Origin of the sequence: Pseudactinotalea sp. Z1748, assembly GCF_049725185.1 — a bacterium.
Lineage (GTDB): Bacteria > Actinomycetota > Actinomycetes > Actinomycetales > Beutenbergiaceae > CALKWS01.
This window is the reverse complement of the sequence record NZ_JBMPQB010000013.1, coordinates 16200-39119: the sequence shown is the minus strand read 5'-3', so window position 1 is coordinate 39119 and position 22920 is coordinate 16200. Positions and strand designations below refer to the sequence as shown.

The following is a 22920-nucleotide window of genomic DNA, read 5'->3' as shown; positions in this document are numbered from 1 at the left end:
GGTCAGAGGTCGTCAGGGCCACCTGCCGGCCAGGGTTGCAGCGGCGGGGCCATCGAGCCGTATTCATGACGCATCCGGGCCTCATCTGCCAGCACCCGCTTCCTGCCGGTGGCACCGGCGTCCCATAACTGTTGCGGGGTGGACCTGGTGTGGACGGCCACTTCGGTCAGCGGGATGCCGCCACGCTGGGCCCGGGCCAGTTGGTCCGGGGTACCACCGGCATTGGCGAAGGCGGCGATGTGCTGGGCCGCTGCCTGTGCAGGGTTACCGCCGACGTGAACTCCGGTCTGGGCGCGGGGCTGCAACGCCTGCGCCCACGGGGTGATGTCGCTGATGCCTGCGGCGTGCACGGTCGGGATGGCTGCCAGTGGCACCCCACCCTTCTTCAGGTCGGCGGTGACCTCGGGGCGTACCCCGCTGCTGGCCACAGCCGTGATGTCGCTGAACACTTCCGCGCGCAGGCGCACACCGCGGGGATCTACTGTCTTGCGCCAGGCGGTCAGGTCCTTGCCGGTCTTCACCCCGGCCTTGGACAGGGCGGCCACGTCGTGTGGTTCCAGCCCGCGGTCACGGGCCAGCAGGGACTTGACCACCTTGGGCTCCACCCCGGAGCGCTGGTAGACGGGAATGTGGTCCATCATCACGTTCGCGCCGTAAGGCTTGACCTCTTTGGCATCCAGTCCCAGGGCGATCGCAGCGCGGGCCTCGTCGGTGGACTGACCGATCTGCTCGGCGTACTGCACCAGTTCCCGGATGGCACCCGGCCCCTTCTGCACCGCCCCATCCTGGCAGCGCAGGCCGTGGCGGGCCAGGCCGGGCTCAGCCCCCAGTTCGTGGCACAGTTTCACATCCTGTAGCGGCACGCCTTCTTCGATGTAGGTCCCGATGCCCTGGTGCCCCTGGTAGCGGGCGAGGTAGGTGGCGAACTCCTCATCGTCCCGGGCGGCCTCCAGCCAGCGGTTGACCTCATCGTGGTCCTTGCCGGCATAGGCGATGGCCATGGTCGGGTTTTTGGCCAGACCAGCGGCATCCAGGCGGTCCAGTTCGTCTGCGGTCAGCCCTTGCGACCAGCGCTGGGCGCAGTCCTGCGACCACTTCGGTCCGCGGTCGGCCATCTGCTCGGCCCAGTCGTGCGGCATCCCATCGCGCCACGCCTCAGTGATGACAGGCCCAACAAGGTGGCTAGACCCCAGAGACCGGCGGTAGGCGTCCCTGGTCTTGTGGTCGCTGACCAGTACGGCCGCCACGTACTCCTTTGGCACATCGGACCCGGCCGCCTCCAGCGTTGCCTCCAGGTGCCCCTGGGCGTACTGACGAGACACCTCTGGTGCAAAAGCCGTCTGCTCGAAATGCGCAGCAAGAGCATCCAGAGACTCCTGCACGCTGGGTAGGTCGCCCTGCTCCTGGTCCCCGTCTTGGGCGGTCAAGGCCAGGCCAGCAGAGGCCCGCTGGTGTTCAACGAACTCGCCGCCACTTGGTCGGCCTTGGGGCTGACGCGGTTGAGTCGGGTTACGGGTGCTCATGTTGGTGATGTGTCCGGGCGGGATGGGCGTTCGCACTGGCCAAGAGTGGTGAACTGCTCCCTGCTCGGGCACGTGGGTGCACTGAAGCCACCGCAGAGGTAACCACGATGGCTGAACGACTACTCGGCGACGTACACCGCGACCTGCTTGTCCTCACCGAAGTCGGTCTCGATGGCCAGCACATCATCGCCGGCGCCGATCACCCGGCACCCTGCGTAGTCGCGGGTGGACGGTTCCTGCCCTCACCGCGGTCCATCTGCACCAAGGACGCCTTGGTGGCGCGCACGATGCGCGCGCCGGGCGACCAGGGGCTGGAGGCGGTATTGGTGTCAACGTCGTGGGTGAACTGGTAGGTGCGCACCTGCTGGCCGTTGCGGGCGTCCATCCACGCCTTTATCGTGGCTTTCGGCTGCGCGGGGACCCGCTCGATAGCGTCCACCCACTCATCAGCCAGGTCGGCAGTGCGCTCGGCCTCCGAAGGCTCCTGGGGCTTGCCGGGGGTGCCATTGAACTCCTGGACCTTCTCCGCGACGGAGGCCATGGTCCGGTGCATCGCGGTGAGACGGGGGTGGTCGGTGGCCGGGACCCACCCGCCGCTGCTGCCAGAAATGCCCCGATCAGCGGGTTGACACCTTTTGACACCTCCACGATCGGCGGAATCATGCGGGAAAGTCGGTGTTGACGCCGATCTTGCACCACTTTGACACCTCGGTTTTCCAAAAGGTGTCAAGTCAAGGGTGAGTCAAAAGTGCAGGTCAGAGCGCACGTGAGTATGTATGTATGTATGTTTTGACACCTTCACACCACAAACACACACCTACACGTGCGCGCGGGCACCTATATATGTTGAAGATAGATACCCCGATTTCCCTATACGTATGCACTGGGAAGGGTGTCAAGGTGTCAAAACACCGTTTTTAGACCTCCGCATCCCCTCTGACCTGCGAAGACGCTCAGAATGTTTTGACACCTCGCAGGTGTCAAAGTTGGGAAAAAGGTGTCAATTGACACCCGGATCAGCCCCAAAACAGGCTCAATGCGGCCTCGAAGGCCGCTTCCGGTGCTCCCGGCCCCTCGAGCGAACTGCGGAGGCGGGTCAGGAATCATTCCTGCACTCCGAGCAGTCGAGGGGAGGCGACCATCCGGCACGAGCGAGCACAATGGTGAAGCAGGGCGGTGCCGCATCAGTCAGCGTCGACGGGCGGACCTCCGCGTGGGCTGCTGGTTAGCGTCCCCGGCGGGAACGGGATGGAGTCCGGATCGATCGGAGGACCGAGATGGAACACCCGCCATCCTTGGCTGTGGATGAACACCATGGTCAGATGGGTCATGGGTCCGCCGGCAGCGACGAAGTCCGCGGGATCCGCCTCGCCAAGGCCGGGAAGAAGCCGCACGATGGCCACGTACGGCGCAGGGTGCCACACATGTGATGGTAGACCCGCCTCGGCCAGTCCCTCTGCGATCTCTCTGACCTCAGCGTCGGTTATCCCCCTCCAGCCTTCCGCGGTGGGCGCAAGGTAGGGCTCGATAGCCGCCGTGGTTCTCTCGTGGTCAAGGTCAGTCAAGAATGCGAGCACTATGGGCATCGGGTTATAGGGGTTTGCAAGGTCCCGCACCTGTTGGTGGCCCACGTCGTCGGGGACGCTGGCGTAGGGCGGACTGGTGTAGTCAGGTCCTAGTTCGTTCAGCGAACCGTCGAGTTCGCGCCGCCAAGTAGCACCTCGCGCGTCAACGAATGTCAGTTCGACCGAGATGGGCTCGTAGATAGCCCCGTATAAGGGCTGGGTCGCCAGCATGGCGAACGACACGTCCCACTCACGTTCACTGCCAGCGGGTAGTACAGGAATCGATCGAGGGCCAAAGACTGGTCCCAGGGCAATGGGAGGCTCGCCGCGTGCCACCCCGAGCACAACGCCAAAGACCGGCTCCCCACTTGCATTCGTGAGAATCAATCTGTCGCGCCGCACGTAGTGCGTGCCATCGGGAGAGGGATCGTGCCGCTCCTCCACAATGGCAGTGACTACTGCAGCGACGGCGCGGCGCCGCTCTTCCTCCTGCCGTGCCCGGTCGTCGCGAAGTTCCCGTTCAGCTCGGTTCGCTCGCCTGCCCTCACGGACGGCAACGCCGACAGCCACCAGGACGGCAAGCAGTGTCCCGATGGCCGAAAGAGCTTCCCATACTGCGGTCACCGCTGGGCCTCGGGTTCCGGGGCTGCCTTAGTCATGCCCACAATGGTAAAGACGGTCACCTACATAGCGGGCAGATACGCGATTGCGCGCCGTGACGCCGACTTGATCGACGCTTTCCGGGTGGAGTAGGTGCACGATCGGGAGCGCGAGCCAGCGTGGAACTTTGCGCAGGTGCAGGCTGTCCGGATCGTTGTCGAGCGGTCGTCGGCAGTGAGCCGACCAGTCGGTGCATGGGCAGTTGGGGACGGTGCGGTGGGGTCTCGGGCCCTCGTGGGCCAAGGACTCTGCAATGGCTCGCGGTCGATCAACGCACGCTCGGAGACGATCACGAGAAGCCATCGGTCACCGGATCAGTCCGGGGGCGCACCAGGTTAGCCGGTAGCGCCACAGCGGGAGGCGGCGGACGCAGGCCCTGGGTAACACCGCGGTGGCCGCCCTGCGGGCCTCACGAGTGGTTCAACTCGGGGTCGTTCACCGGCATGGCGGTGTGGTGCGAGTTTGGGCCAGCCCAGTCGGCCAACGCCCGGGCTTCATGGTGACCCGTCCGCGGTGGTCCGGGGCGGGCTGCCCGGCGGACTGCAGGCTCACGCCCGAGACTGCCTTAGCCCTGCTCAGCAAACTGGCCACCTGTGGGCGGCCGCCGGGTTCTCGCGGGATGTTCTGGTTGGCATTGCTCATGGTTGTTGTTCCTTTCAAGTCCCGAAGTACGGCCGGTATGGGTTGGTGCTCTTGGGGACCTCAACGATGCGAACCAGGCCCTCCTCCTCATCGAACTGGGGGCGCACATCCGGGTAGGCCGAAGCCGCTTCGTGCAGGTCGGTGCCCACCTGATACAGGTTGCGCTGAGCGAACCCCTCACTGCCGGCGGTGCGGCTGAGCATGAAGTCGCGGGCGAACTTACTGGGCGAATCGCCGTACCATTTCGGGCGCTGGCGCATGGCCGCGTCGATCAGGTGGCTGTTCTGCTCCACGAACTGCCGGAACTCCCCTTCCAGGCGCTCAACATCGCCGGGCGCCCACTGCCCTCCCACATCTTCGGGATGAACAGGTGTTTCAGTGATGTGCTCACCGGCCACTATCGGGTAGCGGGTGTACTCCACCTCGGGTTCATCAACGGGGAAGCGCTCCAGTGCATCCAGCAGCCAGTCCGAGCCGCGGTCGACGAACCTGTCCACCTCCTCCGGTGCCCAGGAGGGATGGGCGGCGACGGTCGTGGCCTGTAGGCCATTGTCAGACAGGGCGACATGGTCAGCGTCGGCGGCATAGTCGAACTCGCCATCTTCACTCAAGTGGTAGGAGACCTCACCTGAGTCTATTTCGGTCGGGCCACCGCACTGGAGGCAGGTGCCCGGGCTGTCATCGCCGGCGAGGGCGAGACCGGAGGAAGGTTTGCTGGTCTCGGCGAACTGTCCTCCGGTTGGCTGGCCGGACGGTTGTCGCGGGATGTCGTGAGTGCTCATGTGGGTGATGTGTCCGGGCCGCGGGCTGTGGCAGGAGCCAGGAGTGGTGGCTCGCCGGCGGGTGCCGCAGTTGTAGTCGGTTCAGGACGGAGTCGCCGTACTCCGAATACTGCTCACGGTTCTTACGGGCGATGTCTAGGCAACCTTGGCCCGCTCGGAATGAGCGTCCATGGCCAGGGCTACCCGCTCGTACTTCTCGCGCGCTTCAACCATCTGGTGGTAGGCGCGGCGGGCTGCCAGGGGCCGGTCTGGCCCGAAGACCTGCAGTGCAACGACGGGCCTGATCTGATCCGATGCGCCGGTGCTCAACGAGATGCCGGAGGCAGACTTAACCGCTTCGGCGAACTGGCCACCGGTCGGCTGGCCGGAGGGCTGATGGGTGATGTTCTGGTTGCTCATGCCGACCCCGGGAAGAATGCCTGGTAGGACTCGGACCTCTCGGCGTGGTTGCGAGCATCATCAAGGGCCGCCTTCAGGTCTTCACGGGTGCTGGCCTCCTCGCTGAACCCCATCGCGCGGGCGAGCCTGCCGGCCACCTGGTCCTGCTTGGCCTCATTGTGTACGGAGCGCCCGCCAGAGAAAACTTGCAGGTTGCCTTCGGTGTCCATCGTCGCGGAGGCGTGCGGGTCGTGGCTGTGGTCTGTCACCCCGACGTCAACGCCGGCGGGGCTGCGGGGGTCCGCACTTCCCAGTGCGGACATGTATGCACCCGGCCGCGCCCGCAGCGCCACGGTTAACCACCTCTCGCTGCAACAGGACCGCCTTGGCCCGGTTGGCGACCAGTTCAGGGTTGAGGGGCTCGGAGTAGTAGCCATCGGAAGCGAAGCGGGCTTGGGCTGAGGCAGTGGAGACCCCCACCGACAGGTAGTTGGTGGTGTCCTCGGTGCTGATGTCCATACGGTAATCACCGGATGCGATGTGCAGCCTGGTGATGCTCTGCCTCTTCTCGACGTTCGTCACGCGCCCGTGCATCCCGTGCGCGGCCAACCCCTTCACGATGGACCTGGTGCGTGCGTTCATCCCCGGTGTGGGCGCCAAGGATGGCTCAGTAGCCGGCTCGCTGCGCAGCGACAACCCGGATGCGGGCCGGGGCCCGGAGCCAAATTGGCCAGGGTTGCCCGGCTCTCCGGTGTTCTTCTTCCTCCGCAAACCTCTCATGCTGCACTCCTAGCGGCCTGAGTCGTGGCCGCCCGGTCCAGGGCCGCCTTCATGCGGGAATGGGTCTCCTCCTGCCACGCCTGTGCCAGCGCTTCGGAGTAAGCCACGGTGTCCACACCGGCGTAGGAGTCCTCACCGGGCCGATCAGGCTCGTTCATTGCCTCGAAGTCACTCATCGCCACCAGCGCCTCTGGGTGGTCATCACTCAGGCCGGCGGCACGGTCTTCACCGTCGCCCTCACAGTCGAGGTAGGTGCGGTACAGGTGTGCGGCCTCGGCGATGTGGTCCATCTGCCCTTCGGTCAACTCCGGGGTATGGGCACGCAAGTAGGCAACTGGGTCCTGGCCGTGCTCGGTGGCATCCAGCAGCCCGTAACCGAGCATTCGGTCGCGGGACAGGTGGATCCCCGAAGCGGGCTTGCGGGCAGGGGCGAACTGGCCACCGATGGGCTGGCCGGCCCGGTGCCGGGAGATGTTGGTATCCATACCCTTTAGGTGTGCGGGCCGATCAGGCCGCCGCCACCTCATACCCGCAGTCACAGGCACCAGAGGCCGGGATCTGCATGAAGCACTGCGGGCACATCACCCCTCGGCGAGGGCACCTCATCATCGGCGATCGTTCACCGCCGTGGCAGCGGGCCTGCAGGCGTGTGCCGCTGCGGTCCCTGCCATTGCAAGGCGGGCGCTGGTGCATCACCCTGCGCCGCCAGAATGGCCCGCACCACACCAGTCGCATCGCCTTCGGTGGACCAGTACGGGTTGGAACACCACGCTGGGTTGGTCTCCACCACTGCCCACTGCCGGGCGTCGATGAGGCCCACATCCAGCACCCACCCGCCGGGCAGGTGAGGCATCTTCAACTGTGCAGCGGCGTCGGTGGCGAAGGCGACCGCATCCTCAGTCGGGGGCAGGTCAGCCGGGTGCCACGCACCCCAGGTCGAGCCCTCGATCAGGTACGCACTGGCGGCTACCACTTGGCCGCTTGCGATGAAGCACCGGTACTCGTGGGTGAAGTTCACCGGGTCACTCACCAACACCGGTAGGTCGCTGGGCATCCCCGCATCCTGGGCGGCGCGCAGGAATGCCTCTCCGGTGGTCATCGACGCCGGAAGTGCCTCGACTTTCACGTCGGCCGGTTTGACGAAGTGCTCACCGCCGAACTCCTCCAGGTGCTGCAGTTGGACCGCTGACACCTGCCGGCCCAGCACACTTGTGTCGAACATCGACAGCGCCGCCCACCCCGGGGTCTGCAACCTCGGGTGCACACCGGATGCGGCCAGGCGGGCAGCGTGTGAGCCGGGCATCCACCACGCCAGATGGCGCCACTGCTTCGGCGCCCACAGGCCGATGTCGCCAGCAACAGGGATGACGTCCTGGTTGGACAGGTCGCGAGCCAACCACGCGGCCGGGCTCACCACCCGCAACTCAGTGAAGCCACCGGTGCCCATCATGTCGCAGCCCGATCCTGGACGGCACGCGCAAGACGACGTGCCCGGCGATCCTCCAGTACACATCTCAGGCACGGGACCCCGATGAGGGTCGGCTCCGGGCTGCTGCTGGTTAAGTCCCAGTGCCTTAGTCCGGATAATGTGCGGGTCGGCGGGGTCGGCGCCGGTGGTGCTCCCCCAGTTCGGCCAGCACCCGGTCGGCGAACGGACGAACCCCATCGAGGGCTTGCGGGCTTTCTGTGCCAGGCCGTCCCAACCCCGCTCCCACGCATCGGCTGCCACGCTGGCGCGCTCCCCGGCCAGCCATAGCGAGTCGGTGACATCAGCGATGATCTGGTCTGCGACGTGCCGGGGGATGCTGGTATCCATACCCCTTAGGTGTGCGGGCCGATCAGCCCGCCGCCACCTGATACCGACAGGCGCAGGCGCCAGAGGCTGGTATCCGTCAGACGGCGGGAAGAGGGCGTCAGAGCCAACGCGGTGCTATGCCCTGGCCGTGTGGGCTCACTCGCGCGGGTGCGCTCCAGTGCGGAACGCCCGAGGACTAGTGGGCGGTGAGGTTAGGTCAACCAGCAGCGTCCGAGTAAAACGTGATGACCGCGCTACCGGACTCCGTTGAGCACTCCCAATAGCCCACGATGCGTTCGTCGCCGTTGACATAGGCGCCGATTCTGCCCTTGATGAAGTCACCGTCAGTGAACGTGATCTCGGTGAATCGGTTGCGCTCAACGCCTCCTCCGTACCTGTCGCTGGCAAGGCTGCGACACTCCGACGCTGCGGAGTTGCTACTGCCAGTCATGGAACTTCCGCACGAGTAGGCAATCGCTAGAAACACCAGAACGGCCCCAGCGACGCCGAGCCATCGCTGCCAGGACGACCTCTTCGCCTCCCCAGCCTCAGACTTCGGAGCGGCGCGATCCCAAGGGCGGTCCGGTTGATTACTCATCGGCGCCAACAGGTCGCTCGAAGATTCCGTACGACTCCGCGGACGGGCTATGTTGCGGCTGGATAGCCACTAGCCGCCACCCGTGCGCGGCCACGTCGTTCAGTCGACCGGTTAGGTCTCTTTCACGTGTTGCCCAGGGTGTCTGCGGAAGGGTTACCGCGACGCACTCATAGCGCTACATTCCTCGATTCTGTCTCATCCCGGCGCACCGCGCGGACGGTTTCGTCCCCCCTTAACATCGATCGCGGTCCATCGCCTGGACGAAAGTCACGCAGTCCACCAGGCCGCCGGCGTCCCTTCAGTCCGAAGTACCAGCGTCCAGCATCCAGTAGGTCGGTCAGGGCGTCCAGGTGAGCACGAAGCGCTGTGCTTCTCTGGCGCCCCACGAGCTGCTTCCCTTGGCTTGCAGGTCAACGCCCCCTGCAGGCGATAGCCTCCAATTACCAGGAGCCGGCGTGTGCGGCAGCGTCAAAGGAGGGCGGAGATGGATTCGGACGAGGACCACGACTTGTTTGTGGTCAAGGCATCCCGGCGGAGCAAGGACGGCGACGATATCTCATCCGACAGGCCTGGGCCGGGCGGGCGTCGACGGGAAGACGGAACCCTGTCTGCCCAATTCCACGATCCCAAACCATACGTCCCCTCGGACGGGGAGTCTGAAGCGCAAACTGCCGAGGACCTTCGCCGCGCGGAGGAGGCTCGCGCCGAGGGCGTCAAGTTCGCCTCTGATGCCATCCAAGCCACGATTTGGTTTCTATGGGAAATTGGCGCAATACCTGAGATCGGGCAGTTGGTGAAGAAGAAAGCCCAACCGCCTCTGCAAGCGCTTCTGCGAAGGTTGAAGGAGGGGCGCCGCGCAAACTCTCCCCAATCCGCAGAGGTGGCAGAGCAAAGTTCGTCCGGCCAAGACGAAGCGTCACAGGATCGCTCAGCCGACATCGCCACTACTGGACCGGTGCGCACCATCAGCCCGGAGGAGCACCAGCGCCTGATGCTGCGCGCGGCGCTGCTTGCCGCTGGGCTGGAAGCCACCCTGGACGACCTCGCAGGAGTGCAGGTCTCGGGAACCGACGCCCAGCCGCAGCAGATCACTCCAGAAGCGTTGGCCCAGGTGCTGAAGACAGAACTCGAATCGGGACCACAGGCAGGGATCCTAGTCGGAGAGGAGTTCGACGCCCTACTCGGGCTCATCAACCGCTCACCCCGCGCGGCGCACCTCGAAGCGATCGACCTAACCAGAACGGAGGCCGACGACGACAAGCGGGATTAACCCCGTCTGGCGGACATCGGTTAAGCGGCTTCTGAAACTACGGTATTGGACCGGTGTTCGAATGCAGGCATCGACCGTCAAGGCGTAGCGCTGAGTCAACTCGCTGCGCACAGAACACAAGTGGGATGCGCACCAACACGTGGGCCGAGAGGATTCCCATCCGTCACGTTCGCGGCGAGCCATGCGAGCCTGATGTCGCCGCGGTAGCGGCGGGGCGCTAGCCCGGTGCGATGGGCCGGACTCGGTGGCAAACCGGATGGTCCGGCCGGACTGGGTGGCATATAAGAGGCTCAGGCGCTTCGCGCCTTCGCCGTTCGCCTTCGACATGGACACCGGTGTGCCTTCGTGTTGTTCCCCAAGGGTCGGACGTTGTCCTCCCCTGCGTTGTGTTCCCTGATTGCTCCGGCGTGCCCGTCTCGTTGCCCGTGGTGACCCCTTCGTGTGGTGCCCTTCGCTACGGAAGTCGTTGTGCAGCCCGCTGCGCGGAGCGCGATGGTCCCTGAGGTGGTTCTTGATGTAACTCTGCGCGTGTCCTTGATGTCCCTTCGTGATGCCTGCCGGCGGCAGTGGCCGGCGTGATCGTTGTTCGTCATGCGCCCCAGTGACTGGGGTGTTGTTCGTGTAACTCCCGGTGTGTCGGTGTGCATTTGGACGTAACTCACCGCGTGTTGCGGGGTGTTACTCGTAAGTGCCGGCGTGTTGCAGCCCCATGGCCGGATTGCCCGGACACACATGGGATGCACGAGCTGGACTGGCGCTCCGCGCAGCGGGGCGGCGTCCGCGTTGGGGGCCGTAGCGAAGTCACCTGAAGCAAGACGCCCCCGGCAGGGTTCCGAACCGCAACTCACCACGCAGCCGCGCCCCCAAAATCATGTCATCGGCGTGGCAAGTGGGAGTCAGGGAGGAACCGGGGATGGCGGCCAGCCTGGCCGAATGGGGCGAAAACCCTGGCAACGATTGAAGGGTCGTGCGCAGAACTAGGGGGATTTTCACCCCAAGTCAGCCCTGATCCTGCCCCAAACGGACCCACCGGGCCCTCGCGCGTGCGCATGGGTCTCAGTATGAGACTTCGCTCCCGCCGGATCTGGCGCCTGACCCGCGCCGGAGACATCAACAACAACCCCGCGACCATCGAACAGCGCGCCTCCACTTTCGCCGCCGGGGCCGGGGCCTCCGGTCAGACCACACTCATCGTCACCCGCGACGAGGACGGACTGGGTCACTGGGCGCTCATGCCCGCGACCAAGCGGGTGGACACCGCGGCATTGAACCTGTCCCACGCGGTGGCCGGGCGCCTCGAACCGCAGGACGAACCGCCCGACCTGTCGTTCGGACACGTCGTGGCCCAACTGAAGTGGAAACGCGAACACGCCGCGATCCGCTCCACACAGGTCGGGGCCGATCTGGCCGAGGTCTCCCGCATCCTCGGCGACACACTTCCCGCAGGGTCCTGGGTGGCGGTCGTGGTGCGCAAAGCGCGCATGTTCGAGAACCGCCGGTGGTCCAACTGGTTGGCCTTCCGGATGTCCACCCGTCGCCCCACTCACCACTCCACCGCACCGAACGCGCTGGTCACCAGCATGTGGGCCGGGGCCACCTCGATGGAGGCCACCCGCTCAATCCTGGACACCTTGGCCTCCTCACTTCCCGGGTTCGACCTGGGCACCAAAGTGGTGCGCCCCTCCCGGGTACGCGCCCCGCTGGTGGCTACCGTGCCGGGCGGCCTTGCACTGCTGGCCGCCTACTTCGACCTGCTGCCCTGGACCATGGCGACCGCAGCCGCAGGCGCGATGGTCGCCATCGCCGCACTGGCCGCTGCGTGCATCCTCCCCACTCGTGAAGCGCGCATCCAACGGGGACTACGGACAGCCAACCTGCCCCCGCCACGGTCGCGCATCATTCCGCCGAGCAAACCGGCCAAGGTGGACGTCGATGACATCAGGGCGGAGTCCCACTTCTCCGGCGGGCGCTACCCGCTGCACAAGGAAGCGTTCATGCTCGGACCCCACATCCCCGCCTCCATCGTCGCCCCGCAAGCCGGTGCCCTGTCGGGGGTTTCCTCAACCAAGGACCGCGCGGCGGCCACGGCAATGACCCGGCCTATCGGCCCGATGGTCGGGACCACCGAATCCGGGCAGCAGGTCTACCTCTCCGCACAAGACCTCGGCCGCGGCGGACTGGCCGTGCTGGGTGAGCCCGGAAGCGGTAAGTCGGTACTCATCCTGGGCGTGATGGCCTGGTCCATGTTGGAGCGGGTCATGCCCTCGGCACGCCCCCACCACCCCGGGGCGCGCAACGCCTTGATCCACTTCGAGACCAAACTCGACGGTGCACGCAATACCCTTACGTGGGCGCACGCCACGGGCGACAAGATGCTCCTGGTCGAAGTGTCCAACCCTGCCTCCCCGGCCATCGACCTGCTCGATGTTCCCGGCAGTGTGGAGGAACGCGCTCTGCACTTCACCAACGCCATGCAGTACGCCTTCGCCGATGGGTCTATCAAGGACGAATCGTTCCGCACACTGAAGATGGTCATTACCGGCGGGTTGGTCGTTGATGACGACATCGCCGGCCAGGTTCCCGGTCTGGCCAGCGGTGCATCCGCGCTCTACTACGCCTCGGTTCTGATGGGTCGCCTGGGTGACCAGAGGGGTGCCGCGTTGGCCGGCGCCATTCACGCCAAGCACGAACACGCCCGCGAGGTGTTGGGCCACAAGCACAGCGACTACACCCTGGCATGGGAAGCACTGGCGCTGATGTACGGACCGAGCGTGAGCCCGTCCCAACGTGCCGCGTTGCAGCGGGCACCGGGGAACAAGATCGACCAACTGCTGGCACTGGACCACTACTTCTCCCCCGCGCGTAAGAAGGTCACCTGGCGCCAAGTCCTGGAAGGCCATCGAGCGGTGACAGTGCTGACCGGGGCGGACTCGGCGGGCAACATCATGGAAGCCAACATGCAGGCGTTGATGGCCTCGATGTTGATGTTTTCCCTGCGGTACAACATCGAACGCACCTGCGCCGGGTGGGAGGAGCAGAACCGGTGGGTGTCGATCTTCGCCGATGAGCTCAAAGACCTTGCCGGTGCTACACCGGACATCATCACTTGGCTGCGCGACCGGGGCCGCTCCTACGGGGTGCGGCTGAATTTCGCCACCCAACGCCCCCGACAGTTGGACAACCAGGTGCGTGAGGCGCTGCTGTCGTTTTCCAACCTGGTGGCCTTCACCCAGTCCAACCCGACCACCGCTGAGGAGTTGGTTGCCGACTTCGCCGGTGACGGCACGCAGTGGCAGCCGGCCGACGTGCTCACCTTGGCGCCGTATCACGCGATCCTTCGCGCCTCAGTTGGGTTCCAACGTCAAAGTGCCTTCACCTTGAAGTCGGCCTACTTCCTCGGTGCTGATGGGCGCATCGACTCACGTGCGTTCTTGTCCGCTCAGGGGTACTCCCCCGACCAGGTAGGAGCAGCCCCGGCGTGAGTGATGGCGTCCTTGCCCTGTCCGACCTGACTTCACGTGGGGTGCACCCCCGGGTGCGCGCTGCGGCGCGTTTGGACCCCTATTGGGATGGGCTGTGGAAGTCCGGGGCGCTTGCCTCATGGGTGTCATCGGAGTCCGTCAAGAGGCAGGCCGAATCCGGTCTTGGCCGCATCCCTGCCCACCTGGACATTGACCCCGATGAGGCGTTTGAGTCCTTCACCTCGGCGTGGGTGTGGCGACGCAAACTTGAGGTGCTCGGGATGGTCAACGCCTGGCGCACTATGACCGACCAGCAGTTGGCAGCCTTGGTCGGTGCCCCCTCCCTTGCGGGGCGCAGCGGGTTGCTCGATACCGCGTTCGCTGCCGGGCTGCTGGATCACGGATCTTTCGTCGGCTCCATGGGCCAAGCACACCCGGCCAGTCACACCAGGTTGCTTCGCCCATCAGCGCTGGACACCTACACCCGGCGACTTCTGCCGCTGCTGACCTACCCCGAGCAGGTGATGGTCACCGGTGGCCGGCGGTTGCGCGTTGGTGGGCAGTACGACCGGCACAACCTGCTCACCACCGAGCTGGCATTGCGGGTCGCTGAGTTCTGCGACGTGGGCGCCGTGATGGGTGAGACTTACGCATCCTTAGACCTACTCCTTGGCACCGGACTGGGCCGGGAGGAGATCAAGGGGAACCCCGCAGCCGATGCGGCGTTCATCCGCCCTGATGGGATGCGTGTGGCGATCGAACTGACCGCCTCCATCACCGGGCACTTCAAGGACAAGGTGCGCCGATGGGCCCAGCACATGTCGAAAGCATCCATGTCCCTGTCGGGGCTGACGGTGCTGTTCATCGGCGCCCCACCCCCAGACCGTTACCCACCGGCGGAGCGCAACGCCTTCGCCTCCCAGATGACCAAGATGATCCGCGAGGTGGTCGATGAGTACCCCGGCGTACCCGGCACCCGCCATGCCGATCGGATCGGCATGGCGATGTGGCATGACTACTTCCCCGCCCGCGGCAAAGTCACCACCGATTTCCTGTCCCTGACCGCCCGCATACCGTCGGGGGCCAAAGGCAAGCCGTGGGACCGCAAAGGCATGCTCGATGAGTTCGACATCCCCTTCACCCCGATGGACCCCCAGCGCACCGAAGCGAGTCACACCGGAGCGGCCACGGTGATCTCTTCCCCGGTGTGGTTGCGCCGGGCAGGCCAGCCCTACCAGTTCCACAACTACGCGATGAACGTGGCCGGGTTCGACACCGCCCCCATCCCCCAACCTGATCCGCGCCACCGCGAGGGGTTCGACCCACACGTGCACCGCGGACCGGGTGCGTTGGCGAAACCACCAGCCCGGCTGACCATCACCACCCTGCGCGATGAGGGCGGGTAGAGGTGCGCCGAATCACACCCCCAGGCTCACTTCGGGGATGCCCAGCCGGTGCCCAGGCGTTGCACAAGGTGACGTCAACCAGGGGGAGAGCTCGGCATGCTTTCTGCACTCATTCACTTCGGCCTGCTCACCGGCGCCATCGCCCTGATGGCCCTCAGCAGCGACCGGCCGCACCCGCGCGACGACTTCGACGGCGGGCTGCACAGCCCCCAGATCGACGCGCACTTGCTCACGCCGCGCTGAAGGGGGCTGGCATGGAATACCTAATCACCTCCGTGGTCATCACCGCCTTGCTATGGCTGCTGCTGTACACCTGGCCTAAGGACGAGGACCCGCACCATCTCACCGGGGATGAGCACGATGCGGGCACCAGGTCCTCATAGGACTCCTGGCGCCACCTCACACCCGCAGGTGGCTACGCGATCGCCAACAACTCAGACACCTCATCGAGGTGCACCGGGCGACCCCACGCATCCCAACCCACATGCACCATCGGGGTGCCGGCGTCGAAAGACAACTTCTGTCCCTCGTCGTGGGTGTGCCCATGGATCAGCGGCACTCCCTTGTTGGGCAGCCGGTACTGGGTGTGCCGGTCGGCCATGTGCCGCTGCCCCTCCCCGCGGTAGGGGAAGTGGGACAGCAGCACCGAGTACCCGTCGATGCGCCGGCGTGCGTGGGCCTGCACCGAAGCGAAGTAGTCCAGCCACTGACGCTGCACCTTGTGCGCGTCGCGGAACATCGGATGCACCCGGTCGTGGTTGCCGGCGACCAGGTGCTGGGTGCCGTTCAGTCGCTGCAGGACGGGACCGACCCGCTCAGGGCCAGCCAGCGTCACGTCTCCGAGGTTCCACACCACATCACCGGGCCGCACGCAGTCGTTCCACTGCTCGATGACCTGCTCGTGGTAGGCGCCGAGGTCAACTTCCTCGCGGGTCGTGCCGATGCGCAGGGAGGCCACGAAGCGGTGGCCAAGGTGCAAGTCGGAGGTGAACCACACGCCCGCCATCAGCCCCACCGCCTGCGACAGACTTCGTCGGGACCGAACCCATCAGCAGATAGCCAGCCACGGGTGGTCGCCTGCATGATCTCGAACTCGATGCCTGGCTGGGCTGCGGCGACTCGTCGGCCTTCAGCGGCGGCCAGCAGTCGGGTGGGGAAGTTGCCGTAGATCTCCTGGTTGAAGGCGTGCGACAGCAAGACCCCGAAACTGCCCTGCGGCTTGGTGGTCGTGGTTGTGGTGGTGTCCATGCCCACCGGGTGTGCGGTGGGCGGTGGCTCACGCCACGGGCGCTCGGGCGCGTCCGTTCTGCTCCCGACGTCGGGCGGCGCGCACATCCCGCGCCCAGGAGACGATCAACCAGATGCCACCGGCAGCCATTGCCAGGGCCAGGTAGCAGCCGGCGACCAGCCAGACCAGTTCGGTAAGCATCGAAACCCTTCCCTGCACAATTGAGGCCACCATGCCACGTTCACCCTGCCGGGACGCTGGCGCTATCCACAAGTTCGGTCTGTTGGGCTCCGCCTTCTGCCCGTGGAACCACCATCAGCACGTGCCAGGTGCAACGGTGTCTTTCTGGCCATTCGTAGAACTGGTGGCGCTGTCGTGGATGATGTCCTCTTGGCGCGGTGAACTAGGTCGCGACCTCGTCGGCATCTTCGCCGTGGAGGTAGCGCTCACCCCTGGTCGCTGGTCCTTTTGCGTTCTCCCGGGCGGAACGATGGGCGCTCCTCGTACTCTTGGGCCGAGTGCTCGTGCATCAATACGACACCGCAACACCGTCAGTGTCGATATCTTGTTCACACATCCGACTGAGGAATCGCCCAATGGTTTGTGGCGGTGTTCTACCGATGCTCCGTGGCGGCCGCTCCAGCTCATGCCGAGCGGTGGCTCCCTGGCGTACGCTAACCGATCAATCTGCGGGACAAAGACGGCGACTCGCGATCGGCCGCGTGCAGATTTCGCCTAAAACGAACCGATTCTGACGAACTTACTGCCTGGGTGTCCCTTCGCCCACAGAGTCAACAATGAGATCGGCAATCTCGCCGAGCCCGTGGGCGTCGGCACTGAGACCCTTGCGGTCACCTAGGAGCGAACTGAACTCCTCGACGTCCTCGAACTCGAGACCGGAAATGACTGGGATGACCCGCTTACGTCCCATGATAAGAGCCGCTAGCTCCTGGCGCGGCCAGAACCGCCTCGGGTCGACGTAAGCCGGCGTGACGAAGCAGATGCCGCACCGCGAGGCTCCGATGCCGTTGTCGATCCCGGTCACGAGCGACTGTCCCAGACCGACCTGCGCGTCGACCATCCAAACGTTCAGGCCACGGGCCTGCAATTCGTCGCGGAGGTTGCCGGCCCCAGTTTCGTCCGGTGTGGCGAAGGACAGGAACACGTCGTACTGACGCTGCACGGGGTCGCTCGCGACGGCGCGTGCCAGAGTATTCAACGAGGAAGCCTCGACCTCGGTGAGTCGAGCGTCGAGAGCCGACGCGGTCTCGGCTAGCGAGTCAAGGTCTCGATCAATAACCTGGTCACGGCGGGCCCGATCGCGCTCGCGCCGAACATCGGCTTGGTCTCGCTTCCTTCGCGCTGTGTCCTCCTCCTTGGCGATTTTCGTCTGGAGGGTTGCGATCGCTTTGTCCTGGTCGACCACCTTTCCCTCAGCCTGGAGCAAGTCGCGCTCAAGCCTGTCGACCTCACGCTGTCGGGACCTGCGGGTGCTCTCGGTGGTGGCCTTGGTGACCTTGGGCCGCTTCTCAGACAGGCGCTTCCTGATGCTTTGCACGTCCTTGCTGAGTCGGAGCTTCTTATCGCGCTCGCGCGTCATCTGCCGTCGGTGCTGATCTAGCATGCTCATGCGTCTCATCGTCTTGGGTCGAAACGTTTATGTAACACACTTATCAGACACGTGCGAGATCCGATGCCGCGCCGCGCCGTTCCTGACAGTGATGTCCATATTCAAGGTCGGCTGGGCAGGTCGCGGAGGCTGCAGCGGCACCGGTGGCGTGTACGGAAGAGGGTCGGCTTACGACGCTTTCTGCCACGAGTGTCCGAGCTCTGGGGCATCATCGTGGTGGCGATTCATCCACCAAGGAGTGCAGATGTCCTACGACCAGGCCCCCGAGACACCCATCACCCAAGAACAGGCCGTTGCGGCCGTTCAGGCCTTCATCGACGAGAGGTCTGCGTCCCGCGTCCTGATGGCCGATGCGTTCACCGATCTTGAACTCGTCGACGGGGTCCTGACGGCCACCTGGAGAGAGGCACTCATCGGTAAGGAGAAGAGCGATCTCATCCTAGGACTCAACCCCTTCGAGAACCTCGCCGTATGGCTCGGAACGCCGCTGAGTTTCGACAATGAGGCGGGCCGCCAGATCCGCCAGCACGTCCACACAGTCAGCGTCATCGGACCCTTTGGCGTCGGCAGCATGAGCGTGCGTGACCTCTACGAACGGGGCACGGGTCTGCCCTACGACCAGCCGTGATCGCTTACGGTCTGGTGCGTGACCGCGGCCATGCCACACGGCCGGCCTGCAGTTCCCGCACCAGTTCACCGAGTTGACCGTCCTCGCCCGTAAGCAGCCAGCGGCCTCGTCGTCGGCTGTAGGTTCGCGTCCCTCATATTGGTGGGCCGTATGCGGGGCCGGCCCGCTCGCGCCACAGACCCGTTAGCCGGTGACACCCGCGGCGATCGCCCGGCCCACCCAGACCACCGAACCCGGGACGAGGGACTCGGCCAGGATGGCTACCAGGTATAGGTTCAGGGCCATCACGAGGATCCACTCGCGCCCAGAGCCAGCGGTGCCCAGCACCGGGACGGCGAAGTGACCGTTCTTCGCCCAGAACGGCGTTTCGACCATCGGCTTGGGACGCAGTGGCCACAACAGCGGGCAGCCCTGGATGGTCAACACGTCACCGAGGATGTGGATCGCACACCCCATCCCCACCGACAGCGGCAACCACCACAACTGCTCAGGTGCGAACCACACAGCAGCAGTCCCAACTGCCAACGAGGCCAACCAGCCGGTCTTCCAGCCGCGGATGATGCGCAGGGATTTCAGGGCGAAGGAGACCATGAACACGATCAGTAGCCACGCACCGATCTGGAAGTCATCGTGCCAACCCCACGGCAGGTCGATGCGCACAGGTGCCAGCAGCCACGCCAGGGCGAAGGCAGCCAGGACACCGACGATGGAATGGGTGCCATGGCGATGACCACCACTAACCTGCCCCACGGCCCGGGTGACGACGTTCGACACCGGCGGCAAACTGTGGGCGATCGTGCCGCTGTGGTGGTCAGCATCGGGCAGCAGTGCCGCACCTGCGGTCACCACGGCTCCGGCTGCCACGTGCGCGGGTTCCATCGGCAGCACACCAAGGGCACCGGTCGCTGGTGCGGTCAGGGCCACCCAGCCCACCGCACCCATCGTGGCGTGTCCGTGGCCCATCACTGGACACCACCTGCCAGCCTGGACGCTGCCTTGCCGTGCAGCCACAAGGGGACCTGTGAGCGGCAGAGCATGTCCGGAGTCGAGGTGGGGTAGGTGAGCATCCCGGCGGTCGCGTTGAATAGCCGCCAGGCGACGTCGGCAGCAGGTCCAGGGTTGGTGATCAGGACCTCTGTGATGGCGGACGGTTCTGCTTCAACGTGCGACCGTAGGTCGTCGATGTTGTCGTTGGTGGCCATGCCCGCCAGGTGTGCGGAACACTTCAGCAGGTGCCACGAACCGCCTGCCGCGGATCACGGGAGTCACGGCGCACAGCGCCGGTCCCAGCACGCGGCCAGGTTCTGCCGTCAGGCAGTCTTAGCGGCCTGGTTCACCTTCACAGGCGTTAGGTAAAATCTCTTTACCTTTCCTCTGATCGGCCCTTTTGTGACCTGACTCGCTGCCTCTGGTGGTCTTCGGGCGACTCCAGGTGTCAGTTCAGTGCCCTTCGGATGGGGGTTTTCTGCTCCGAGGCGTCCCTGCTGGCGGACGGGCAGGGAGCACCAGAAGTGGCCTTCGATGGCGTGGTGGGCCTGTTTTGGGGCTGATCGGGTGTCAATTGACACCCTTTTTCCAACTTTGACACCTTGCAGGTGTCAAAACTTTCTGAGCGTCTTCGCAGGTCAGAGAGGGTGCGGAGGCCGAAAAACCGTGTTTTGACACCTTGACACCCTTCCCAGTGCATACGTATGGGGAAGATCGGGATACCTACCTTCAGAACATATAGGTGCCCGCGCGCACGTGTATGTGTGTGTTTGTGGTGTGAAGGTGTCAAAACATACATACATACATACTCGCGCACGCTCTGACCTGCACTTTTGGCTCACCCTTGACTTGACACCTTTTTGAAAACCGAGGTGTCAAAGTGGTGCAAGATCGGCGTCAACACCGACTTTCCCGCATGATTCCGCCGATCGTGGAGGCGTCAAAAGGTGTCAACTCGCTGATCGGGGCACTTCGGGGCCTCAGCGGAGCGGCGATGCGGGCCAGACTCTTCGACCCGTACCCAGTGAAACGACGCCCAGACGGGTGCCCCGTCCCGGCGGCAGCGCCTCCAAGCGCGCCGCGCCGAACGCCGCCGTCGTCGTGCCCCGCACTCGGACTTCACCGGGTTCGTCAATCCCTCCAACGCATCCACCCCCGCGAAGCAGGCAGCCGCGATGGCCAAGAAGGATTACCGGGCGGGCAAGGTGCGCGCCTCTGCCACCGCGGCACTCAGCGAGGCCCTGATGCCGCATGCCTACGCCCGGCGAACCGATGGCGGGTTCAGCCTCAGCGCACAGGTCGTCGGCGACGGCAGGAGTGTTGAGGACGACGGCTAGGAAGACACGCCGAGAGTTACAAGTTGGGTGTGGCGCATGCCAGTTCAGTCCGCACACCTGTAGTGCAAGGCCCCGGTGAATGGGTGGATTTGGCCCCCTTCCTCGGGGCCGGTCAATGCCCAAGGTCCCCGGCGGGCTAGATACGGCATGGACACCATCACTGTTGACATCGACGGCCACCTGGCGTCCTGGCGCGGCGGCGAGTTCACCGGCGACCCGGGCATCGTTGCTGCGGCCACTGAGGCAATCTGCCAAGAGCGCACCATCGACATCTTCGACCGGTTCCCCGTCCTCGCAGAGTCCGGCCACCCGGTTGGCGCGCTGGCTGCCTTGTCAACGTTCAACCCTGGCCGGGTATTCATCACTGAACTACCGGATGGCCTGGCCCAGTGGCTCACCGCGGCGTTCGGCGCGGCAGCGTGCGGGTCTGCGGCAGCCCTTGGAGAGTAACTCCGGGGCGGGCGGTTCAACACTCTTGGTCGCTGCGGTAGTTCACTACTGGCCCGGACACACCTAGTCCATGAATGAGATTGTCCGACGCCAACCACGCGGCATCCCGGTTGGTGGCCAGTTCGCCGAACATCAGCGCGCAGGCTCTGGCCTGGCCCTGGATGACGCCGTTGACCCGTGGCTGGACATCAACCCCGCAGATGACCCTTGGGCACAGGACGACGACGCTGACGATGCCCACGCGGTCGACCCTGAGTTGGCTGAGTTGATAGCGATGGCCGACCGTGTCAACGCCGCTGTGACCAGCCCTGGGCCGATTAGTCGTGACGAGGGTGAGGAAGGCCTTGCCCGCTGGGACGCCTACCGCGAAGTCAACGATGAACTGAAGGCGCAGTACGGCAGTGTGGAACTGGCGGCCACAGCGGTGGGCGCCAGAATCGCTGACCGCGGCCAGGCCCACGCGGAGATCACCGCCGAGCAGGTAGCCGGTGCCTACGAGCGGCGCCTGGAGGCGGCCCAACTGGACTATGACCAGGCGCGTGCAGAGCGCGACCGGCTGCGTGCCCTGGCCAATGAGAAGTTCGGCGACCCGAACCAGATGGTGGTGGGCATCCACGACATCGCTGACCCTCAGGAGAAGGAGGCCGCCAGGCAGGCGTATGGCAGAGCCCTCGGCGCGCACAGGGAATACACCAAGGAGGCCACCGCTGCCGGTTGGGAGGCGGAGGATCACCTGCGCAACGTCCGCAACGGCTCGGATAAGCAGACCATGGCCGACTTGCGCCGCCTCTCCGATGGTTACCTGCAGGCCCTGGCCGAAGTGCGCCAGATGGGCGGGACGCAGATGCAGTGGCACTCACGCACCGCCAAGGCGGCACGGGAGGCCTTCGACGAGGCGGCCACCATCTTCCCCACCGACTGGATTGAAGCCTCCAACGACCGGATCGCTGCCAGCACCTCACGCGGTGGCGCCCCCCTGGCGAAGATCTCCAGGCGTCGGGCGCACTACATGGACCGCCAGCACCACCGCACCCGCAAGCGCGGCGTAGACCGCTACCTCCACCTTGGTGCGCGCGGTGAGGCCGACATGACGCTATACGGGCGCTCATCCAGCCCGTATGAAGAATGGTCCGAGCCAACAGCCCAAGAGCAGCAGGAGCACGCCGCGCGCTTCGCGATGGCCGACGGCACCCCGCACTGGAGGACCAGCTACACGGTGGCCAACCCGTACGACCACGGCGGTTTTGATGATGACACCCCTCCCCGTGGGCGCGGCTGGGAGAGGTGGGTCAGCCCCAAGGACCCTGAGCACGTTGCGTGGCGCCGCCCCAAGACGCGGATGCAGACGGTCTCGGTTGAGTCCGCACCAGAGATCACTACCAACGCCGGCGCGACCCATGTGCAGGGCCGCTCGCCCACGTTCGCGGTGAGTGCCCATGAGATGAGCCACCGGTTCGAGTATTCGGTGGCAGGGATCATCCGCCTGGAGGAGGACTTCCTGACCAGGCGCACCACCGACCCTGTGACGGGCGAACAGCAAAAGGCCCGGCCGTTGTGGCGCGGGTCGAGGGAGTACGCCCGTGCCGATGACTTCATCGCCGCCTACACGGGCAAGGACTACGGTGACTCCGAGGCGTTCGAGGTCCTTTCCACCGGGGTCGATGCCATCTTCGGCGGACGTCGCGGCGCCCTGGCCGGAACCAGCGGTCAGAGGGCCGACGCGGACCACCGCAACTTCACTCTCGGGGTGATGGCCTGCGTGGGTCGCAAGCGCACCTGATCGCGCGCTGTGGTCTCATA

The 22920-nt window shown here is 65.3% G+C and carries 25 protein-coding genes; 9 read left to right on the top strand and 16 right to left on the bottom strand.

Going from position 1 to position 22920, the window contains the following annotated elements:
* Positions 1–2: 2 nt before the first annotated feature.
* The 10 genes from ACO0LU_RS18690 to ACO0LU_RS18645 form a co-directional block, all read right to left on the bottom strand.
* Positions 3–1427 (bottom strand): hypothetical protein, encoded by a 1425-nt coding sequence (locus ACO0LU_RS18690; protein ID WP_424792859.1) that lies wholly within the window; start codon positions 1425–1427, stop codon positions 3–5.
* Between the two features lie 295 nt (positions 1428–1722).
* Entirely contained in the window at positions 1723–2064 is a 342-nt protein-coding gene (locus tag ACO0LU_RS18685; protein ID WP_424792858.1) for a hypothetical protein, read from the bottom strand.
* 643 nt (positions 2065–2707) lie between these two features.
* Positions 2708–3712, bottom strand: a complete 1005-nt coding sequence (locus ACO0LU_RS18680; protein ID WP_424792857.1) for a hypothetical protein — start codon at positions 3710–3712, stop codon at positions 2708–2710.
* Positions 3713–4404: 692 nt separating this feature from the next.
* Positions 4405–5172, bottom strand: a complete 768-nt coding sequence (locus tag ACO0LU_RS18675; protein ID WP_424792856.1) for a hypothetical protein — start codon at positions 5170–5172, stop codon at positions 4405–4407.
* Between the two features lie 135 nt (positions 5173–5307).
* Complete coding sequence (locus ACO0LU_RS18670; RefSeq protein ID WP_424792855.1) at positions 5308–5571, bottom strand: hypothetical protein; 264 nt, start codon at positions 5569–5571, stop codon at positions 5308–5310.
* A complete protein-coding gene (locus ACO0LU_RS18665) occupies positions 5568–5819 on the bottom strand; it encodes a hypothetical protein (protein ID WP_424792854.1) in 252 nt (83 codons plus the stop codon). Before ACO0LU_RS18665 ends, ACO0LU_RS18670 begins: the two co-directional genes overlap by 4 nt.
* 7 nt (positions 5820–5826) lie before the next feature.
* Positions 5827–6330 carry a hypothetical protein gene (locus ACO0LU_RS18660; RefSeq protein ID WP_424792853.1) on the bottom strand — a complete coding sequence of 168 codons (504 nt, stop codon included), beginning with the start codon at positions 6328–6330 and terminating at the stop codon, positions 5827–5829.
* Positions 6327–6815: a hypothetical protein gene (locus ACO0LU_RS18655; RefSeq protein ID WP_424792852.1), complete on the bottom strand. Its 489-nt coding sequence runs from the start codon at positions 6813–6815 to the stop codon at positions 6327–6329. The genes ACO0LU_RS18660 and ACO0LU_RS18655 overlap by 4 nt, the downstream gene beginning before the upstream one ends.
* Before the next feature lie 134 nt (positions 6816–6949).
* Positions 6950–7780, bottom strand: coding sequence for an ATP-grasp domain-containing protein (locus ACO0LU_RS18650; RefSeq protein ID WP_424792851.1), 831 nt, complete (start codon positions 7778–7780; stop codon positions 6950–6952).
* A gap of 562 nt (positions 7781–8342) precedes the next feature.
* Positions 8343–8576, bottom strand: a complete 234-nt coding sequence (locus ACO0LU_RS18645; RefSeq protein ID WP_424792850.1) for a hypothetical protein — start codon at positions 8574–8576, stop codon at positions 8343–8345.
* Positions 8577–9207: 631 nt separating this feature from the next.
* Here ACO0LU_RS18645 and ACO0LU_RS18640 point away from each other — a divergent pair.
* The 5 genes from ACO0LU_RS18640 to ACO0LU_RS18620 all read left to right on the top strand — a co-directional run bounded on the left by ACO0LU_RS18640 (position 9208) and on the right by ACO0LU_RS18620 (position 15243).
* On the top strand, positions 9208–9993 hold the full coding sequence (locus ACO0LU_RS18640; protein WP_424792849.1) for a hypothetical protein: 786 nt from the start codon (positions 9208–9210) through the stop codon (positions 9991–9993).
* Positions 9994–11054: 1061 nt separating this feature from the next.
* Positions 11055–13475, top strand: coding sequence for a type IV secretory system conjugative DNA transfer family protein (locus tag ACO0LU_RS18635; RefSeq protein ID WP_424792848.1), 2421 nt, complete (start codon positions 11055–11057; stop codon positions 13473–13475).
* Entirely contained in the window at positions 13472–14860 is a 1389-nt protein-coding gene (locus ACO0LU_RS18630; protein WP_424792847.1) for a hypothetical protein, read from the top strand. The genes ACO0LU_RS18635 and ACO0LU_RS18630 overlap by 4 nt, the downstream gene beginning before the upstream one ends.
* A 96-nt stretch (positions 14861–14956) precedes the next feature.
* Entirely contained in the window at positions 14957–15103 is a 147-nt protein-coding gene (locus ACO0LU_RS18625; protein ID WP_424792846.1) for a hypothetical protein, read from the top strand.
* A gap of 11 nt (positions 15104–15114) precedes the next feature.
* On the top strand, positions 15115–15243 hold the full coding sequence (locus ACO0LU_RS18620) for a hypothetical protein (protein WP_424792845.1): 129 nt from the start codon (positions 15115–15117) through the stop codon (positions 15241–15243).
* 32 nt (positions 15244–15275) lie between these two features.
* Here the strand turns inward: ACO0LU_RS18620 and ACO0LU_RS18615 are convergent, their stop codons facing one another.
* From ACO0LU_RS18615 to ACO0LU_RS18600, 4 genes are all read right to left on the bottom strand, one after another.
* Positions 15276–15866 (bottom strand): metallophosphoesterase family protein, encoded by a 591-nt coding sequence (locus ACO0LU_RS18615; RefSeq protein ID WP_424792844.1) that lies wholly within the window; start codon positions 15864–15866, stop codon positions 15276–15278.
* Positions 15866–16108 (bottom strand): hypothetical protein, encoded by a 243-nt coding sequence (locus tag ACO0LU_RS18610; RefSeq protein ID WP_424792843.1) that lies wholly within the window; start codon positions 16106–16108, stop codon positions 15866–15868. Before ACO0LU_RS18610 ends, ACO0LU_RS18615 begins: the two co-directional genes overlap by 1 nt.
* Before the next feature lie 28 nt (positions 16109–16136).
* A complete protein-coding gene (locus tag ACO0LU_RS18605; protein ID WP_424792842.1) occupies positions 16137–16289 on the bottom strand; it encodes a hypothetical protein in 153 nt (50 codons plus the stop codon).
* Positions 16290–16848: 559 nt separating this feature from the next.
* Complete coding sequence (locus ACO0LU_RS18600) at positions 16849–17718, bottom strand: toll/interleukin-1 receptor domain-containing protein (protein WP_424792841.1); 870 nt, start codon at positions 17716–17718, stop codon at positions 16849–16851.
* Positions 17719–17962: 244 nt separating this feature from the next.
* Here ACO0LU_RS18600 and ACO0LU_RS18595 point away from each other — a divergent pair, with 244 nt between their 5' ends.
* Complete coding sequence (locus ACO0LU_RS18595; RefSeq protein WP_424792840.1) at positions 17963–18346, top strand: hypothetical protein; 384 nt, start codon at positions 17963–17965, stop codon at positions 18344–18346.
* 183 nt (positions 18347–18529) lie between these two features.
* Here the strand turns inward: ACO0LU_RS18595 and ACO0LU_RS18590 are convergent, their stop codons facing one another.
* The gene (locus ACO0LU_RS18590) at positions 18530–19309 is read right to left on the bottom strand and encodes a metal-dependent hydrolase (RefSeq protein ID WP_424792839.1); all 780 of its coding nucleotides are present in this window, start codon (positions 19307–19309) and stop codon (positions 18530–18532) included.
* Positions 19309–19548 (bottom strand): hypothetical protein, encoded by a 240-nt coding sequence (locus ACO0LU_RS18585; RefSeq protein ID WP_424792838.1) that lies wholly within the window; start codon positions 19546–19548, stop codon positions 19309–19311. The genes ACO0LU_RS18590 and ACO0LU_RS18585 overlap by 1 nt, the downstream gene beginning before the upstream one ends.
* Before the next feature lie 960 nt (positions 19549–20508).
* On the opposite strand from ACO0LU_RS18585, the gene ACO0LU_RS18580 reads away from it, so the two are divergent.
* The 3 genes from ACO0LU_RS18580 to ACO0LU_RS18570 all read left to right on the top strand — a co-directional run bounded on the left by ACO0LU_RS18580 (position 20509) and on the right by ACO0LU_RS18570 (position 22900).
* Positions 20509–20670 carry a hypothetical protein gene (locus ACO0LU_RS18580; protein WP_424792837.1) on the top strand — a complete coding sequence of 54 codons (162 nt, stop codon included), beginning with the start codon at positions 20509–20511 and terminating at the stop codon, positions 20668–20670.
* 147 nt (positions 20671–20817) lie between these two features.
* Complete coding sequence (locus ACO0LU_RS18575; protein ID WP_424792836.1) at positions 20818–21120, top strand: hypothetical protein; 303 nt, start codon at positions 20818–20820, stop codon at positions 21118–21120.
* Between the two features lie 70 nt (positions 21121–21190).
* Entirely contained in the window at positions 21191–22900 is a 1710-nt protein-coding gene (locus ACO0LU_RS18570; RefSeq protein WP_424792835.1) for a hypothetical protein, read from the top strand.
* Positions 22901–22920: the final 20 nt, after the last annotated feature.

Excerpts from the sequence above, each read along its gene's own strand:
- ACO0LU_RS18650 (WP_424792851.1), bottom strand. The coding sequence starts at position 7,780 with ATGATGGGCACCGGTGGCTTCACTGAGTTGCGGGTGGTGAGCCCGGCC.
- ACO0LU_RS18570 (WP_424792835.1), top strand. The coding sequence starts at position 21,191 with ATGAATGAGATTGTCCGACGCCAACCACGCGGCATCCCGGTTGGTGGC.
- ACO0LU_RS18585 (WP_424792838.1), bottom strand. The coding sequence starts at position 19,548 with ATGGCCACCAACGACAACATCGACGACCTACGGTCGCACGTTGAAGCA.
- ACO0LU_RS18635 (WP_424792848.1), top strand. The coding sequence starts at position 11,055 with ATGAGACTTCGCTCCCGCCGGATCTGGCGCCTGACCCGCGCCGGAGAC.
- ACO0LU_RS18670 (WP_424792855.1), bottom strand. The coding sequence starts at position 5,571 with ATGAGCAACCAGAACATCACCCATCAGCCCTCCGGCCAGCCGACCGGT.
- ACO0LU_RS18655 (WP_424792852.1), bottom strand. The coding sequence starts at position 6,815 with ATGGATACCAACATCTCCCGGCACCGGGCCGGCCAGCCCATCGGTGGC.
- ACO0LU_RS18610 (WP_424792843.1), bottom strand. The coding sequence starts at position 16,108 with ATGGACACCACCACAACCACGACCACCAAGCCGCAGGGCAGTTTCGGG.
- ACO0LU_RS18620 (WP_424792845.1), top strand. The coding sequence starts at position 15,115 with ATGGAATACCTAATCACCTCCGTGGTCATCACCGCCTTGCTATGGCTG.
- ACO0LU_RS18660 (WP_424792853.1), bottom strand. The coding sequence starts at position 6,330 with ATGAGAGGTTTGCGGAGGAAGAAGAACACCGGAGAGCCGGGCAACCCT.
- ACO0LU_RS18590 (WP_424792839.1), bottom strand. The coding sequence starts at position 19,309 with ATGGGCCACGGACACGCCACGATGGGTGCGGTGGGCTGGGTGGCCCTG.
- ACO0LU_RS18625 (WP_424792846.1), top strand. The coding sequence starts at position 14,957 with ATGCTTTCTGCACTCATTCACTTCGGCCTGCTCACCGGCGCCATCGCC.
- ACO0LU_RS18605 (WP_424792842.1), bottom strand. The coding sequence starts at position 16,289 with ATGCTTACCGAACTGGTCTGGCTGGTCGCCGGCTGCTACCTGGCCCTG.
- ACO0LU_RS18640 (WP_424792849.1), top strand. The coding sequence starts at position 9,208 with ATGGATTCGGACGAGGACCACGACTTGTTTGTGGTCAAGGCATCCCGG.
- ACO0LU_RS18575 (WP_424792836.1), top strand. The coding sequence starts at position 20,818 with ATGGACACCATCACTGTTGACATCGACGGCCACCTGGCGTCCTGGCGC.
- ACO0LU_RS18645 (WP_424792850.1), bottom strand. The coding sequence starts at position 8,576 with ATGACTGGCAGTAGCAACTCCGCAGCGTCGGAGTGTCGCAGCCTTGCC.
- ACO0LU_RS18595 (WP_424792840.1), top strand. The coding sequence starts at position 17,963 with ATGTCCTACGACCAGGCCCCCGAGACACCCATCACCCAAGAACAGGCC.
- ACO0LU_RS18615 (WP_424792844.1), bottom strand. The coding sequence starts at position 15,866 with ATGGCGGGCGTGTGGTTCACCTCCGACTTGCACCTTGGCCACCGCTTC.
- ACO0LU_RS18600 (WP_424792841.1), bottom strand. The coding sequence starts at position 17,718 with ATGAGCATGCTAGATCAGCACCGACGGCAGATGACGCGCGAGCGCGAT.
- ACO0LU_RS18675 (WP_424792856.1), bottom strand. The coding sequence starts at position 5,172 with ATGAGCACTCACGACATCCCGCGACAACCGTCCGGCCAGCCAACCGGA.
- ACO0LU_RS18685 (WP_424792858.1), bottom strand. The coding sequence starts at position 2,064 with ATGGCCTCCGTCGCGGAGAAGGTCCAGGAGTTCAATGGCACCCCCGGC.
- ACO0LU_RS18580 (WP_424792837.1), top strand. The coding sequence starts at position 20,509 with ATGGCCAAGAAGGATTACCGGGCGGGCAAGGTGCGCGCCTCTGCCACC.